Source organism: Methylibium sp. (genome assembly GCF_965279545.1).
Lineage (GTDB): Bacteria > Pseudomonadota > Gammaproteobacteria > Burkholderiales > Burkholderiaceae_C > Methylibium.
Map to the genome: position 1 here is coordinate 2,416,214 of NZ_OZ257250.1, position 14,682 is coordinate 2,430,895.

Consider the following 14,682-nt stretch of genomic DNA (forward strand, 5'->3'; position numbering starts at 1 on the left):
ATGGCGAACGGCAGCTTCACCGGCCTGGTGCGCGACGTCGAGAAGGCCGGCCGCTACCTCGGCCAGGCCCTGCGGCTGATGGTCGGCCAGCCCGACTACGAGGTCTATGTGGCCCATGCGAAGTCGGTCCATCCGGACCGGCCGGTGATGAGCTACGAGGCCTTCTTCCACGAGCGCCAGCAGGCCCGCTACGGCTCGCGCACCGGCCGCTGCTGCTGACGCATTCGCCCTGGTTTGCCCCGGTCTCCCGGCACGAGCGGGAGAGCCGGGACCTCGAAGCCGGCGCGCAAGACGCGCCGGCCGTCCGGTGGGTCGCGGCGAGCCGTCAGCCTGCGGCGACGCGACGCGCCAGGTGCGCCATCGCTTCCTCGACCTGGTCGACCAGCACCAGACAGAGTTCGCCGGGTTGCAACCGGTCGAGCGCGGTGTCGATGGCGGTGAACTCGCCGTGGATCTCGTCGACGCGCTGCGTGCGCATCGCGCCCTCGAGACCCTCGCGCAGCAGGGCGATCACTTCGCCGTCGGCCCGGCCGCGCTGGGCGGCGTCCTGGTAGAGCAACACGTCGTCGAAGGCGGCGCCGAGGATCTGGGTCTGCTCGCGGATGTCGTCATCGCGTCGGTCGCCGGCGCCGCTGATGACCACCGAGCGGCGCGTCGCCGGCATCGCCTGGACCGCCGCCACCAGGGCGCGCATGGCATCCGGGTTGTGGCCGTAGTCGGCAATCACCGTGGCGCCCTTGTAGTCCATCACGTTGAAGCGGCCCGGCGCGTTGTCGGCGTCGTTGACGAAGCTCGCGAGACCGCGGCGCACCGTGTCCCAGTCCAGCCCGACGCCCCAGGCCGCCGCCACGGCGGCCATCGCGTTCTCGATCTGGAAGCCGATCGTGCCGCCGCGCGTGACGGGAATGTCGCGCAGCAGCAGCTTCTCGCGCCAGGCCCCTTGGACCGCGATCAGCGCGTCGCCTTCGACATAGACGCTGCGCTTGCCCTGCGCGCGGTGCGTGGCCATCACCGGATGGTGGCGGTCGGTTGCGAAGAAGATCACGTCGCCCGGGCAGGTGCCTGCCATCGCTGCCACGTTGGGATCGGCGGCATTGAGCACGGCATAGCCGCTGGCCGCCACGTTCTGCACGATCACGCGCTTGAGCACCGCGAGGTCCTCGACGGTCGTGATGTAGTTGAGTCCGAGATGGTCGCCGCTGCCGATGTTGGTGACCACCGCCACCTGGCATCGGTCGAAACCCAGGCCCTCGCGCAGCACACCGCCACGCGCGGTCTCGAACACCGCGGCGTCGACGTCGGGGTGCATCAACACATTGCGCGCACTTTTGGGACCGCTGCAGTCGCCGCTGTCGGTCTGGCGGCCCTCGACGTAGACGCCGTCGGTGTTGGTCATGCCCACCCGCAGCCCGCTGGTCGCGAACAGGTGGGCGATCAGCCGCGCAGTGGTGGTCTTGCCGTTGGTGCCGGTGACGGCCACCACCGGGATGCGCCCCTCGTCGCCATGGCTGAACAGGTGATGGATCATCGCCTCGCCGACGTGGCGGCCCTTGCCGAAGGACGGCGACAGGTGCATGCGCAGCCCGGGCGCGGCGTTGACCTCGACCACGCCGCCACTCTGCTCCTCGAGCGGACGCCCGACGGTCTCGCACACCACATCGACGCCGCAGATGTGCAGGCCGATCATCTGCGCCGCGGCAACGGCGCGCGCGGCCACGTCGGGGTGGACGTCGTCGGTCACGTCGGCCGCGGTGCCCCCGGTGCTCAGGTTGGCGTTGTTGCGCAGGATCGCGCGCCGACCCTTCTCGGGCACCGAATCCGGTTGCAGGCCCTGGGCGCCGAGCCGCGCAACGGCGATCTCGTCGAAGCGGATCTTGGTCAGCGAGGTCGCATGGCCCTCGCCGCGCCGCGGATCGGCGTTGACGATATCGACCAGCTCGCGCACCGTGTGCACGCCGTCGCCGATCACGTGCGGCGGCTCGCGCCGCGCCGCGGCCACCAGCCGGTCGCCGACCACCAGCAGCCGGAAGTCGCTGCCGTGCAGGAACTTCTCGACCATCACCTCGCCGATCTCGGCCGCGGCCTTGTAGGCCACGTCGAGGTGGGCGCGGTCGACGATGTTGACGGTGACGCCCTTGCCCTGGTTGCCGTCCTGCGGCTTCACCACCACCGGCAGACCGATCTCGACGGCGACCGCCCAGGCCTCGTCGGCGCTGGCCACCGGCCGGCCGATCGGCACCGGCACGCCGGCGGCGCGCAGCAGGGTCTTGGTCAGGTCCTTGTCCTGCGCGATGGCCTCGGACACCGCGCTGGTCGAGTCGACCTCGGCGGCCTGGATGCGCCGCTGCCGCGAGCCCCAGCCGAACTGGACCATGCTGCCCTGGGTCAGGCGGCGGTAAGGGATGCCACGCGCCAGCGCCGCGTCGACGATGGCGCCGGTGCTCGGGCCCAGGCGCAACTCTTCGTCGGTCTCGCGCAGGCGCGTGATCGCCGCGTCGACATCGAAGCCGCGGCCGTGCAGCGCGGCTTCGATCAGTTCACAAGCGAGCTGGAACGCGAGACGGCCGACCTCCTCCTCGCTGTACTCGACGACCACCTGGTAGACGCCGGGCTCGACGGTCGCCGAGGTGCGGCTGAAGGTCACCGGACAGCCCGCCTGCGCCTGCAGCGCCAGCGTTGCCGCCTCGAGCAGGTGAGCCAGCGAAACCGGCGCGCCATGCGCGGCCGACTTCAGCGCGCCGATACCCGGGAAGAGCGCACGCAGACGCGCTTCCAGGCCGGCGGGATCGGCGATCTCGCACTCGGGCGCGGTGCACGAGACGATCGCCTCGATCGCGGTGTGCCGGCTCCACAGATTGGGGCCGCGCAGGGCTCGGATGCGGGAAACTTCCATCGTTCTTCTTCTTGATCGTGGTTCCGGGTCGCCGTGGGATCACCGCTCGGGTCGCTTGTCGGGTCGAGGGTGCAGGCGCGCGTCAGCGCGCCACCTTCAGTTCGGTCTGGAAGGTCTCGATGCCGGCGGCCGTCAGCTCGGGCGCAATCCCCAGCGCCCAGGCGGTGGCGATGGCCGCGAGCATGGTCTCGCGCGGCACCTGTGCCATGCGGCCGCGCGCGAAATCGGCCCCCAGCGTCTCGACGCCGCCGTTCGCCAGCACCGCACGGCCGCTGCGCACGAACACCGCGCGGCCACCCTTCGCGCGCAGCGCCTGAATCGCGGGCGCCGCGGCATCGAGGCCATAGAGGATGACCTCGCCATCGCACAGCCCGGCCAGCTCCGCCACGCGCTCGTCGTCCGCGTTGAGCACCGCGACGCCGTCCGGCAGCACCACGTCGACCTGGGTGCGCAGCACCTTCACCATCTGGTCGGACTCGCGGATGTCGAACTCGGCCAGCGCCTGGGCACCGTCGAGGTCGGTGACGACGCCGACCTGGCAGCGGTCGTAGGCAAGGCCGTCACGCAGGATGGTCTCGGCACCGTTCTCGATCACCGCCACATCGACCTGGCGGTTGATCAGCAGCCGGTGGCCGGCCTCCCAGTGGGCGCAGTCGCCCCGCTCGACATGGCGCCCGCCGAGGAAGAGTCCGTCGCGGCAGGCCAGGCCGACATGCCGGCCGCTCAGGTGGACCAGCCAGGCCACCAGCCGGGCGATGGTCTGCGTGCCGCGCGTGCCGGCCACACCGACGATCGGAATGCGTCCGGTCTCGTGCTCGGCAAACAGGTGGTCGATGATGGCCTGCCCGACCGGACGCGGCATGCCCTCGGCCGGCTGCAGGTGCATCAGCAGGCCCGGTCCGGCATTGACCTCGACGATCGCACCACCCTGCTCGGCCAGCGGGCGCGAGATGTCTTCGGCCACCACGTCGACGCCGGCGATGTCGAGCCCCACCACGCGGGCGGCGAGCGACACGATGTGATCGACCTCGGGGTGGACGAGATCGGTGCAGTCGATCGCGACGTTGCCGTTGCGCTGGATCAGCACCCGGCGTCCGCTGTCCGGCACCGAGGCCGGCGTGAGCCCCTGGCGCTGCAGGTCGGACAGCACCGCGCCGTCGTTGTGGGCCTCGATCAGGCCGAGCGGAAAATCCTCGTTCGCGCCGCGCCGCGGGTCGGTGTTGATCTGGGTGTCGACCAGCTCGCTCACCGTCGAGCGGCCGTCGCCGGTGACCCAGGCGGTTTCGCCGCGCGCGGCGGCCACCACCCGGCCGCCGACGACCAGCAGGCGGTGCTCCTGGCCGCGCACATGGCGCTCGACCATCACCTCGCTGCCGTGCAGGTCGGCAAAGGCGTAGGCCGCCTCGATGTCCTCGCGCGTGCTCAGATCCAGCGTGACGCCACGGCCATGGTTGCCGTCGGTCGGCTTGAGCGCGACCGGCAGGCCGATGTCCTGCGCTGCGGCCCAGGCGGCCTCGGCGCCGGCAACCACCCCGCCTTCGGGCACCGGCACGCCGCAGGACTTGAGCAGGCGCTTGGTCAGATCCTTGTCGCCGGCAATGCCTTCGGCGATCGCGCTGGTGCGGTCGGTCTCGGCCGTCCAGATGCGGCGCTGGCGGGCACCGTGGCCGAGTTGCACCAGGTTGCCGTCATTGAGACGGATGTGCGGGATGCCACGCTCGGTGGCGGCGGCAACGATGGCCGCGGTGCTGGGGCCGAAGTAGGAGTCGTCGACCTGCTCGCGCACCCGCGCCACCGCGGCCGGCACGTCGAAGGCTTCGTCGTTGACCGCGGCCATCAGCAGCCGGTGGCCGTCGGCCAGCGCCGCGCGCGCCACCTGCTCGTCGCGGGCGCGAAACACCATGCGGTAGACGCCCCGCTGCGAGGTACTGCGGGTCTGGCCGAAGCCGGTGGGCATGCCCGCCAGGTTGAGGAGTTCGATCACCACATGCTCCAGCACGTGGCCGCACCAGGTGCCCTCCTGCAGGCGCTGCAGGAAGCCGCCTCGCTCGCCGACGCCGCAGTGGTGCTCCTGCAGCGCCGGCAGCAGCTTGCACAGACGCTCGTTGAAGCCGGGCAGAAGGTGGGAGGGATGGTCTTCCAGCTCGCCGAGGTCGAGCCAGGTTTCCAGCACCGGCCGGTAGGTCCAGACGTTGGGGCCGCGCAGGTAGTTGATGCGGAGCAGTTGCAGGTCGTTTTTCTTGCTCATTTTCGGCGGGGACGAGGAGCCCGGGCAGCCCAGGCCCGACGCACGATTGTGCGCCCGACGGGCTCCTTGGCACCGCGCTCCGGGCCGCTCTCCATGCGGCACGCAAGCCCCGCTTCGGTGAGAATCTCGGGCCCTTCCGAGGGATTGAGGGCCGCCTTGTGGGTCTTCGAAAACAATTCAGAATGCATCATCACCATCCAGTCGACGCTCCAACAGCCGGGGAAGCCCCGGCCCGCCTCGCGCTCCGTTCGCATCTCGCACCCAACGAGAACGTTCTGGCCGTGCTGGAGGTTGACCTGGACCGGCGCCTGCACTTCGCGGCCGGCTTGCTGGCACTGACCGACCGGCACCTCCTCGCCCGCGAGCCTGGCACCGACGATTGGCGCAACTGGCCGCTGGACGACGGCCTGACGCTGCGCCACGCCGACCATGCCGGCGTCGGCACGCTGGAGCTGCACGACCTAGCGACGCGGCGGGCCGGCTGGCACTTCACCCTGCGTAACAACGTGCAAGCGCTGCGCCTGCACAAACTGTTCGAGCAGCAGCAGGCGAGCCGGCGCACCGGCGAGGTGCTCGGCGACGACGGCCTGCTGTGTCCGACCTGCCAGGCGCCCTTGCCGGCCGACAGCGACGAATGCCCGCTGTGCAGCCGCGAGCAGCACTCACCGCCGTCCACCTGGGTGCTGCTGCGCCTGTGGCGCTTCGCCCGGCCCTACCGCAAGGATCTGTCCATCGGCTTCGCATTGACGATGGCCTCCACCGCCGCAACGCTGGTGCCGCCCTACCTGACGATCCCGCTGATGGACGAGGTGCTGATCCCGTTCCAGAACGGCCAGCAGATCGACCCGATGCTGGTGCTGATGCTGCTGGGCGGCCTGCTGGCGGCGGCACTGGCCGCCTGGGGCCTGAGCTGGGCCCGCACCTACCTGCTGGCACTGGTGTCCGAGCGCATCGGCGCCGACCTGCGCACCACCACCTTCGAGCACCTGCTGCGCCTGTCGCTCGACTACTTCGGCGGCAAGCGCACCGGCGACCTGATGGCGCGCATCGGCTCCGAGACCGACCGCATCTGCGTCTTCCTGTCGCTGCACGCGCTGGACTTCGCGACCGACGTGCTGATGATCGGCATGACGGCGGTGATCCTGGCCTCGATCAACCCCTGGCTGGCGGTGGTGACGCTGCTGCCGCTGCCCTTCATCGCCTGGATGATCCACCTGGTGCGCGACCGGCTGCGCACCGGCTTCGAGAAGATCGACCGCGTGTGGTCGGAAGTGACCAACGTGCTGGCCGACACCATCCCCGGCATCCGGGTCGTCAAGGCCTTCGCGCAGGAGCAGCGCGAGGCCGACCGCTTCCGCGACGCCAACAAGCACAACCTCGCGGTCAACGACCGGCTCAACAAGACCTGGAGCCTGTTCTCGCCCACCGTCTCATTGCTGACCGAGGTCGGGCTGCTGGTGGTGTGGGCCTTCGGCATCTGGCAGGTGAGCAAGAACCAGATCACCGTCGGCGTGCTGACCGCCTTCATCGCCTACATCGGCCGCTTCTATGGCCGGCTCGACTCGATGAGCCGCATCGTCTCGGTGACACAGAAGGCCGCCGCCGGCGCCAAGCGCATCTTCGACATCCTCGATCACGTGTCCAACGTGCCCGAACCGGCGCAGCCGGTTCCTGTCGGTTCACCGGCGCAGCCGGGGCAGCCCGTCGGCACGCTGCAGGGTCGCATCGAGCTGGCCGACATCGGCTTTCGCTACGGTTCGCGCACCGTGATCCGCGGCCTGGAACTCGACATCCGCCCCGGCGAGATGATCGGCCTGGTGGGCCACAGTGGTTCCGGCAAGAGCACGCTGGTCAACCTGATCTGTCGCTTCTACGACGTGACCGACGGCGCGATCAAGGTCGACGGCATCGACATCCGCCGCTTCGGCGTGGCCGACTACCGGCGCCACATCGGCCTGGTGCTGCAGGAACCCTTCCTGTTCTTCGGCACGATCGCCGAGAACATCGCCTACGGCAAGCCGGACGCGACGCGCGCGGAGATCGTGGCCGCCGCACGGGCCGCGCACGCGCACGAGTTCATCCTGCGGCTGCCGCAGGGCTACGACTCGCTGGTCGGCGAGCGCGGTCAGGGGCTGTCGGGCGGCGAGCGCCAGCGCATCAGCATCGCGCGCGCACTGCTGATCGACCCGCGCATCCTGATCCTCGACGAGGCCACCTCCTCGGTCGACACCGAAACCGAGAAGGAGATCCAGAAAGCGCTCGACAACCTCGTGCAGGGCCGCACCACGATCGCCATCGCGCACCGCCTCTCGACGCTGCGCAAGGCCGACCGGCTGGTGGTGATGGACCGCGGCCGCATCGTCGAGGTGGGGCCGCACGACGAGCTGATGGCGCAACGCGGCGCCTACTGGCGACTCTACGAGGCGCAACTGCGCCGCGTCGAGGGCGACGACGGCGAGGCGCTCGAGCAGCCTGCTCCCTCGGCGCTGTCGCCGTCGGCGCACACGCCGCAAGGGGGGCTGGCATGAGCCCCGCCCGGCCGCCCGAAGTGGCCCGCACCGAGGTGCGCAGCACCGAAGGTACTCCCATGAGCGCGCTGAACATCGAACGCAACGCCTTCGGTCGGCTCGTGCTGACGACGCCGGACGGGGTGCTTCACGACGGCGTGGTGCCGGTGCGGGCCTTCCCGATCGCCGCACCCGACGAGGGCCTGTCGATCGTCGGCACCGACGGGCGCGAATTGCAGTGGATCGAGCACCTGAGCGCGCTGCCGGCCGGCGCGCGCGCGCTCGTCGAGGAAGAACTCGCAAGCCGCGAGTTCACGCCCGAGATCGAGCAGATCGTGAGCGTATCGACGTTCTCGACGCCCAGCACCTGGACGGTCCGGACCGATCGCGGCAACACGAGCTTCGTGCTCAAGGGCGAGGAGGACATCCGCCGCCTCGGCCGCGGCGCCCTGCTGGTCGTCGACAGCCACGGCATCCAGTTCCTCGTGCGCGATCGGCTCGCGCTCGACCGGCGCTCGAAGAAACTGCTGGAACGCTTCCTCTAGAAAACCCGGCGCCCGGGCGGCAGGGACGCGAACTAGCGGTGCTGCAACGAAGGCGCCGTCACGCGATTGCGGCCTTCGCGCTTCGACGTGTACAAGGCTTCGTCGGCGCGCGTGAACCAGCTCTCGCCGTTGTCGGTCGGCCACAGATCGGCAACGCCGAGCGACACCGTGATCTGGCCGACCTGCTGTTCGCTGTTGCGGCGGCGGATGCGGCTGCCGGCGATCGCGGTGCGGATGCGCTCGGCCAGTTCGACCGCCCCCTTGAGCGGCGTCGACGGCAGCAGCAGGGCGAACTCCTCGCCGCCGATGCGCGCCGCAATGTCATCGATGCGCAGGCTCTCCCTCAGCACGCGCGCCACCGCCATCAGCACCTGATCGCCGAACAGGTGACCGTGCGTGTCGTTCACCAGCTTGAAGTGGTCGATGTCGACGAGCACCAGCGACATGGCCGACTGGCGATCGGCCAGGAACTTCGCGACGTGCTGCTCGAAGGAGCGGCGGTTGTGCAGGCCGGTCAGGCTGTCCGACTGCGCTTCGCTGCGCACCGCGGCCACCTCGGCACGCAGCTGTGCGATCTCCTTCTGACTGACATCGAGCCGGCTCTGGAGCTGGCGCACCGCATCGGTCATCTGGCGCGTGCTGTCGACCACCTCCTGCAGCGCCGTGCTGTCGCGCGCTTCGCGGTCGAGTTCGGCCTGCCATTGCGACAGCGACTGGTCGAAGGCCGAGGTGCGATCCGTGGCCTCCAGCGCCGACTGCTCCATGCCCTGAAGGATGCGCCGGGCGCTCTCCGCGACACGCTCCGAGGTCTCGAGTCCCACCGGGGCGACGAACTTCTTGAACAGCCGCGTGACATCCGCTTCGGTCAGCGCCCGGCCATCGGCGGTCAGCCGCTCGATCTCCGCCTTCAACTCACCGCTTCGCCCTGAAACGCACTCGTACCAGACGGCATAGTTGATCGGGTGCAAGGCCACCGAATGCCTGGCCATCTGTGGAAGCGCGAGACGCAGAAGTTCGCTGCTCCGCTCGACACTGTCGGGGTAGTTTCCTGAAATCACTGCGAGCGTTTCTTCTTTGTTGGCCGCCGTGCTTTGGTTCGCATCGCCGCCCCGCGCGCACTGCACGCCGGCGGACACAACACCGGCCTGGGCGCCGAACAACGTCGGTTCGCCTCCCTCCCGGACCCGTGCTGCAACCTCGAGTGCAAGGCTGGCGGCACGGTGCCGGCACTGCCCTCTCGGTTACACGAGTCTACCAAGGCGCGCCGCCAACGCGACGGGAATCCGCCGATAGCTGGCCCGAGCAGAGCATCCAGGGGCCGCACTGCAAGGACCGGCACGCGATCGCCACGCGCTCAGCCCAGCGCTGCGACCACCTCCGCCGGCGCCTGCACCAGCTCGATCAGCACGCCCTCGCCACCCACCGGGAACTCGTCGTTGCCCTTCGGGTGGATGAAGCAGATGTCGTGGCCCGCCGCGCCCTTGCGGATGCCGCCCGGGGCGAAGCGCACGCCGTTCGCCGTCATCCACTCGACGGCCTTCGGCAGATCGTCGACCCACAGGCCCACATGGTTCAGCGGCGTGGCATGCACCGCGGGCTTCTTGTCCGGATCGACCGGCTGCATCAGGTCGACCTCGACCGCGTGCGCGCCGCGACCCATCGCGCAGATGTCCTCGTCGACGTTCTCGCGCTCGGAGACGAAATGGCCTGTGACCGCCAGGCCGAGCATGTCGACCCACAGCGCGCGCAGGCGCTGCTTGTCGGGGCCGCCGATGGCGATCTGCTGCAGACCGAGGATGCGAAAGGGCTTGCTGCTCATCGCCACCTCACGCGAAACGGATGATCGGCTGGTCGACCGACAGGCTCTCGCCCTTGCCGGCCAGCACTTCGGCCACGGTGCCGTCCTGCGCAGCGATGAGGATGTTCTCCATCTTCATCGCCTCCACCACGGCAAGCTTTTCGCCGGCCACCACGGTCTGGCCGGGCTTCACCACCACGTCGGCCAGCAGGCCCGGCATCGGCGCGAGGAGAAACTTGCTCGTATCGGGTGGCGCCTTGTAGGGCATCAGCTTCTGCAGCTCGGCGGCCAGCGGCGACAGCACCAGCACGTCGATGCGCAAGCCGTTGTGGCTGATGCGCAGTTCAAGACCCTGGCGTTCGACCTGGGCGGTGAAGGGCTTGCCGTTGCAGCTGCCGCCGATGCGCACCTCGCCGTAGCGCCAGTCGCTCTCGAACTGGTAGTGCTTGCCATCGACCGTCACGTTCACCGAACCGTTCGCCTGCACGTGCACCGGCCGGTAGCTTGCCGCGCCTTGCTCGCCGCGCACCCGCACCACGTAGTCGGCGGTGATGCGCAGGCCGTGCCCGGGCAGCTGACCGCTGATCGCCGCCGAGCGCGCCAGGTACTTGCGGTTCACCGCTGCGGCCAGCGCGACAACGAAGTCCGGGTCCTCGTGCACCACGTCCGAGGCCTTGAAGCCCTTCGGAAAGTGCTCGGCGATGAAGCCGGTGTTGAAGTCGCCGGCGACGAATTTCGGGTGCGCCAGCAGCGCTGCCTGGAACGGGATGTTGCTGCTGATGCCGCGGATGACGAAGGCGTTGAGCGCCTCGCGCATCTTCGCGATCGCGTCGAGCCGGTCGCGGCCGTGCACGATGAGCTTGGCGATCATCGAGTCGTAGTACATCGGGATCTCGCCGCCTTCGTAGACGCCGGTGTCCACCCGCACGCCGCCGTCGGGCGGCATCGGCAACGCGGCTTCCATCGTCTGCACCGGCGGCTGGTAGCGCACCAGGCGGCCGGTGGATGGCAGGAAGTTGCGGAACGGGTCCTCGGCGTTGATGCGGCATTCCATCGCCCAGCCGTTGCGCCGGATGTCGGTCTGCGCGAACGGCAGCTTCTCGCCGGCGGCCACGCGGATCATCAGCTCGACCAGGTCGACCCCGGTGATGCATTCGGTGACCGGGTGCTCGACCTGCAGCCGCGTGTTCATCTCGAGGAAGTAGAAGCTCTGGTCCTTGCCGACCACGAACTCCACCGTGCCCGCGCTCTGGTACTTCACCGCCTTGGCCAGCGCCACGGCCTGCTCGCCCATCGCCTTGCGCGTGGTGTCGCTGATGAAGGGACTGGGGGCCTCCTCGATCACCTTCTGGTGGCGGCGCTGGATCGAGCACTCGCGCTCGAGCAGGTAGACCACGTTGCCGTGCGCATCGCCCAGCACCTGGATCTCGATGTGGCGCGGCTCCTCGACGAACTTCTCGATGAACACACGGTCGTCGCCGAAGCTGTTGCGCGCCTCGTTGCGGCAGGACGAGAAACCCTCGAAGGCCTCCTTGTCGTCGAAAGCCACGCGCAGGCCCTTGCCGCCGCCGCCGGCGCTGGCCTTGATCATCACCGGGTAGCCGATGCCCTTCGCGATCTCGACCGCGCGCTCGGCCGACTCGATCGCGTCGTTCCAGCCGGGAATGGTGTTGACCCGGGCCTCGTTGGCGAGCTTCTTCGAGGCGATCTTGTCGCCCATCGCAGCGATCGAGTAGTGCTTCGGGCCGATGAAGACCAGGCCCTCTTCCTCGACACGGCGCGCGAAGTCCTCGTTCTCGGACAGGAAGCCGTAGCCCGGGTGGATGGCCTGCGCGCCGGTCTGCTTCGCGGCCGCGATGATCTTGTCGGCCACCAGATAGGACTCGCGGCTCGGTGCCGGCCCGAGCAGCACCGATTCGTCGGCGAGCTCCACGTGGCGCGCGTCGCGGTCGGCCTCGGAATAGACCGCGACCGTCGCGATGCCGAGCTTCTTGGCCGTTTTGATGACGCGGCAGGCGATTTCCCCGCGGTTCGCGATCAGGATCTTGGTGAACATGCTGTCGTTCCCTCGCCGCGTCAAAGAGGAATATTGCCGTGCTTGCGCCACGGGTTCTCGAGCTTCTTGTCGCGCAGCATCACCAGCGATCGGCAGATGCGCTTGCGCGTTTCGTGCGGCTGGATCACGTCGTCGATGTAGCCGCGCGCGCCGGCGACGAACGGGTTGGCGAAGCGCGCCTTGTATTCGGCCTCCTTCGCAGCCAGCTTGGCCGGGTCGCCCTTGTCCTCGCGAAAGATGATCTCCACCGCGCCCTTCGCGCCCATCACCGCGATCTCGGCGTTCGGCCACGCGAAGTTGACATCGCCGCGCAGGTGCTTGGAACTCATCACGTCGTAGGCGCCGCCGTAGGCCTTGCGCGTGATCACGGTGACCTTGGGCACGGTGCACTCGGCGTAGGCATACAGCAGTTTCGCGCCGTGCTTGATGATGCCGCCGTACTCCTGGCTGGTGCCGGGCATGAAGCCCGGCACGTCGACGAAGGTCACCACCGGGATGTTGAAGGCATCGCAGAAGCGCACGAAGCGCGCGGCCTTGATGCTGCTCTTGATGTCCAGGCAGCCGGCCAGCACCAGCGGCTGGTTGGCGACGATGCCGACCGTCTGCCCCTCCATGCGCGCGAAGCCGATCAGGATGTTCTTCGCGTACTCGGGCTGCAGTTCGAAGAAGTCGCCGTCGTCGGCGACCTTCAGGATCAGCTCCTTCATGTCGTAGGGCTTGTTGGCGTTGTCCGGCACCAGCGTGTCGAGCGAATAGTCCAGCCGCTCGGCCGGGTCGCCGCCTAGGCGCACCGGCGCCTTCTCGCGGTTGTTCAGCGGCAGGTAGTTGTAGAAGCGCCGCAGCATCAGGATGGCCTCGACGTCGTTCTCGAAGGCCATGTCGGCGACGCCGCTCTTGGTGGTGTGGGTGGTCGCGCCGCCCAGCTCCTCGGCGGTCACTTCCTCGTGCGTCACCGTCTTCACCACCTCGGGGCCGGTGACGAACATGTAGCTGCTGTCCTTCACCATGAAGATGAAGTCGGTCATTGCCGGCGAATAGACGGCGCCGCCGGCCGACGGCCCCATGATCAGGCTGATCTGCGGCACCACGCCCGAGGCCATCACGTTGCGCTGGAACACCTCGGCATAGCCGCCCAGCGAGGCCACGCCTTCCTGGATGCGCGCGCCGCCGGAGTCGTTCAGGCCGATCACCGGCGCGCCGACCTTCATCGCCTGGTCCATCACCTTGCAGATCTTCTCGGCGTGCGCCTCGCTGAGCGCGCCGCCGAACACGGTGAAGTCCTGGCTGAAGACGAACACCAGGCGGCCGTTGATCATGCCGTAGCCGGTGACGACGCCGTCGCCGGGGATCTTGTTGTCGGCCATGCCGAAGTCGGTGCAGCGGTGCTCGACGAACATGTCCCATTCCTCGAAGGTGCCGGCGTCGAGCAGCAGCTCGATGCGCTCGCGCGCGGTGAGCTTGCCCTTGCCGTGCTGCGCTTCGATGCGCTTTTCGCCGCCGCCCAGGCGGGCGCGGGCGCGGCGGCGCTTGAGCTCTTCGATGATGTCGTGCATGTCGGTGGTCCTCTCGGCCTAAATGGATGTGTCGGGTGGGACGAAGCAGCGAAAGATTCGCGGGGATCAGTCGGCGAGGTCGAGCAGCCGGCGCGCTGCGACCGAAGCCGCCAGGCGGCCGGCGCGCACCTCGGCGCTGGTGGCGGCCAGCGCCTCGCGCACGCGTGGGTGGTTGCGAAAGCGCGCCTTCAGGCCGGTCTCGATGCGCTCCCACATCCAGGCCTGGTCCTGCTGGTGGCGGCGCGCGGCGAGCCGGCCGCTCTGCTTCTGCAGCTCGCGGAAGAGCTCGACATTGGCCCAGAACTCGGGCAGCCCCGCGCCCTTGAGCGCACTGAGCTGCAGCACCTGCGGATGCCATGACATCGCGTCGTGCGCCGCGCGGTCGGCGTGGCCGTGTTGCCCCAGCAGCCGCAGTGCCGACGTGATCTGCGCCCGCGCGCGCGTCGCGGCGGCCTCGTCGAGGTCGGCCTTGTTGATCACCACCAGGTCGGCCAGCTCCATCACGCCCTTCTTGATGGCCTGCAGGTCATCGCCGGCATTGGGCAGCTGCAGCAGCACGAACATGTCGGTCATGCCGGCCACCGCGATCTCGCTCTGGCCGACGCCGACGGTCTCCACGATCACCACGTCGTAGCCCGCCGCCTCGGCCACCAGCATGGCCTCGCGCGTCTTCTCGGCCACGCCGCCCAGCGTGCCCGAGGCCGGGCTGGGGCGGATGTAGGCGCGCTCGTCGACCGACAACCGCTCCATGCGCGTCTTGTCGCCGAGGATGGAGCCGCCCGAGACGCTGGACGACGGGTCCACCGCCAGCACCGCGACGCGGTGGCCGCGCTCCACCAGGAACAGCCCCAGGCTCTCGATGAAGGTGGACTTGCCGACCCCCGGCACGCCCGAGATGCCCAGCCGCAGCGAGCGGCCACTGTGCGGCAGCAGCGTGTTGATCAGTTCGTCGGCGCGCAGCCGGTGGTCCTCGCGCGAGGACTCGAGCAGCGTGATGGTCTTGGCGATGGCGCGGCGCTGCACCGGCCCGGCCGGGCCGAGCACGCCGTCGATCAGCGTCTGGTCGGGGACGGCAGCCATCG

10 protein-coding genes are annotated in these 14,682 nt (G+C 69.3%); 3 read left to right on the forward strand and 7 right to left on the reverse strand.

The window, feature by feature from the left end:
- On the forward strand, nt 1-219 hold the full coding sequence (locus tag ACQY9S_RS11230; RefSeq protein WP_428419793.1) for a YbdD/YjiX family protein: 219 nt from the start codon (nt 1-3) through the stop codon (nt 217-219).
- 106 nt (nt 220-325) lie between these two features.
- Here ACQY9S_RS11230 and cphA (ACQY9S_RS11235) read toward each other — a convergent pair whose 3' ends face one another.
- On the reverse strand, nt 326-2,893 hold the full coding sequence (cphA, locus tag ACQY9S_RS11235; protein ID WP_428419794.1) for a cyanophycin synthetase: 2,568 nt from the start codon (nt 2,891-2,893) through the stop codon (nt 326-328).
- Nucleotides 2,894-2,975: 82 nt separating this feature from the next.
- Nucleotides 2,976-5,141, reverse strand: coding sequence for a cyanophycin synthetase (gene cphA, locus ACQY9S_RS11240; RefSeq protein WP_428419795.1), 2,166 nt, complete (start codon nt 5,139-5,141; stop codon nt 2,976-2,978).
- A gap of 182 nt (nt 5,142-5,323) precedes the next feature.
- On the opposite strand from cphA (ACQY9S_RS11240), the gene ACQY9S_RS11245 reads away from it, so the two are divergent.
- Both ACQY9S_RS11245 and ACQY9S_RS11250 read left to right on the forward strand, forming a co-directional pair.
- Nucleotides 5,324-7,669, forward strand: coding sequence for an ABC transporter ATP-binding protein (locus ACQY9S_RS11245; protein WP_428419796.1), 2,346 nt, complete (start codon nt 5,324-5,326; stop codon nt 7,667-7,669).
- Between the two features lie 59 nt (nt 7,670-7,728).
- Complete coding sequence (locus ACQY9S_RS11250) at nt 7,729-8,193, forward strand: DUF1854 domain-containing protein (protein ID WP_428425692.1); 465 nt, start codon at nt 7,729-7,731, stop codon at nt 8,191-8,193.
- Between the two features lie 32 nt (nt 8,194-8,225).
- On the opposite strand, the gene ACQY9S_RS11255 is transcribed toward ACQY9S_RS11250, so the two are convergent.
- The 5 genes from ACQY9S_RS11255 to meaB form a co-directional block, all read right to left on the reverse strand.
- Nucleotides 8,226-9,182: a GGDEF domain-containing protein gene (locus tag ACQY9S_RS11255; protein WP_428419797.1), complete on the reverse strand. Its 957-nt coding sequence runs from the start codon at nt 9,180-9,182 to the stop codon at nt 8,226-8,228.
- A 365-nt stretch (nt 9,183-9,547) separates the two neighbouring features.
- Complete coding sequence (locus tag ACQY9S_RS11260; protein ID WP_428419798.1) at nt 9,548-10,012, reverse strand: VOC family protein; 465 nt, start codon at nt 10,010-10,012, stop codon at nt 9,548-9,550.
- Nucleotides 10,013-10,019: 7 nt separating this feature from the next.
- Nucleotides 10,020-12,047 carry an acetyl-CoA carboxylase biotin carboxylase subunit gene (locus ACQY9S_RS11265; protein ID WP_428419799.1) on the reverse strand — a complete coding sequence of 676 codons (2,028 nt, stop codon included), beginning with the start codon at nt 12,045-12,047 and terminating at the stop codon, nt 10,020-10,022.
- A 20-nt stretch (nt 12,048-12,067) separates the two neighbouring features.
- Entirely contained in the window at nt 12,068-13,600 is a 1,533-nt protein-coding gene (locus ACQY9S_RS11270) for an acyl-CoA carboxylase subunit beta (protein WP_428419800.1), read from the reverse strand.
- A gap of 66 nt (nt 13,601-13,666) precedes the next feature.
- Complete coding sequence (meaB, locus tag ACQY9S_RS11275) at nt 13,667-14,680, reverse strand: methylmalonyl Co-A mutase-associated GTPase MeaB (protein ID WP_428419801.1); 1,014 nt, start codon at nt 14,678-14,680, stop codon at nt 13,667-13,669.
- Nucleotides 14,681-14,682 lie beyond the last annotated feature (2 nt).

What these genes read in the sequence shown, in the direction of transcription:
- ACQY9S_RS11265 (WP_428419799.1), bottom strand. Translation starts at nt 12,047, where the DNA reads ATGTTCACCAAGATCCTGATCGCGAACCGCGGGGAAATCGCCTGCCGC.
- cphA (WP_428419795.1), bottom strand. Translation starts at nt 5,141, where the DNA reads ATGAGCAAGAAAAACGACCTGCAACTGCTCCGCATCAACTACCTGCGC.
- cphA (WP_428419794.1), bottom strand. Translation starts at nt 2,893, where the DNA reads ATGGAAGTTTCCCGCATCCGAGCCCTGCGCGGCCCCAATCTGTGGAGC.
- meaB (WP_428419801.1), bottom strand. Translation starts at nt 14,680, where the DNA reads ATGGCTGCCGTCCCCGACCAGACGCTGATCGACGGCGTGCTCGGCCCG.
- ACQY9S_RS11270 (WP_428419800.1), bottom strand. Translation starts at nt 13,600, where the DNA reads ATGCACGACATCATCGAAGAGCTCAAGCGCCGCCGCGCCCGCGCCCGC.
- ACQY9S_RS11260 (WP_428419798.1), bottom strand. Translation starts at nt 10,012, where the DNA reads ATGAGCAGCAAGCCCTTTCGCATCCTCGGTCTGCAGCAGATCGCCATC.
- ACQY9S_RS11245 (WP_428419796.1), top strand. Translation starts at nt 5,324, where the DNA reads ATGCATCATCACCATCCAGTCGACGCTCCAACAGCCGGGGAAGCCCCG.
- ACQY9S_RS11230 (WP_428419793.1), top strand. Translation starts at nt 1, where the DNA reads ATGGCGAACGGCAGCTTCACCGGCCTGGTGCGCGACGTCGAGAAGGCC.
- ACQY9S_RS11255 (WP_428419797.1), bottom strand. Translation starts at nt 9,182, where the DNA reads ATGGCCAGGCATTCGGTGGCCTTGCACCCGATCAACTATGCCGTCTGG.
- ACQY9S_RS11250 (WP_428425692.1), top strand. Translation starts at nt 7,729, where the DNA reads ATGAGCGCGCTGAACATCGAACGCAACGCCTTCGGTCGGCTCGTGCTG.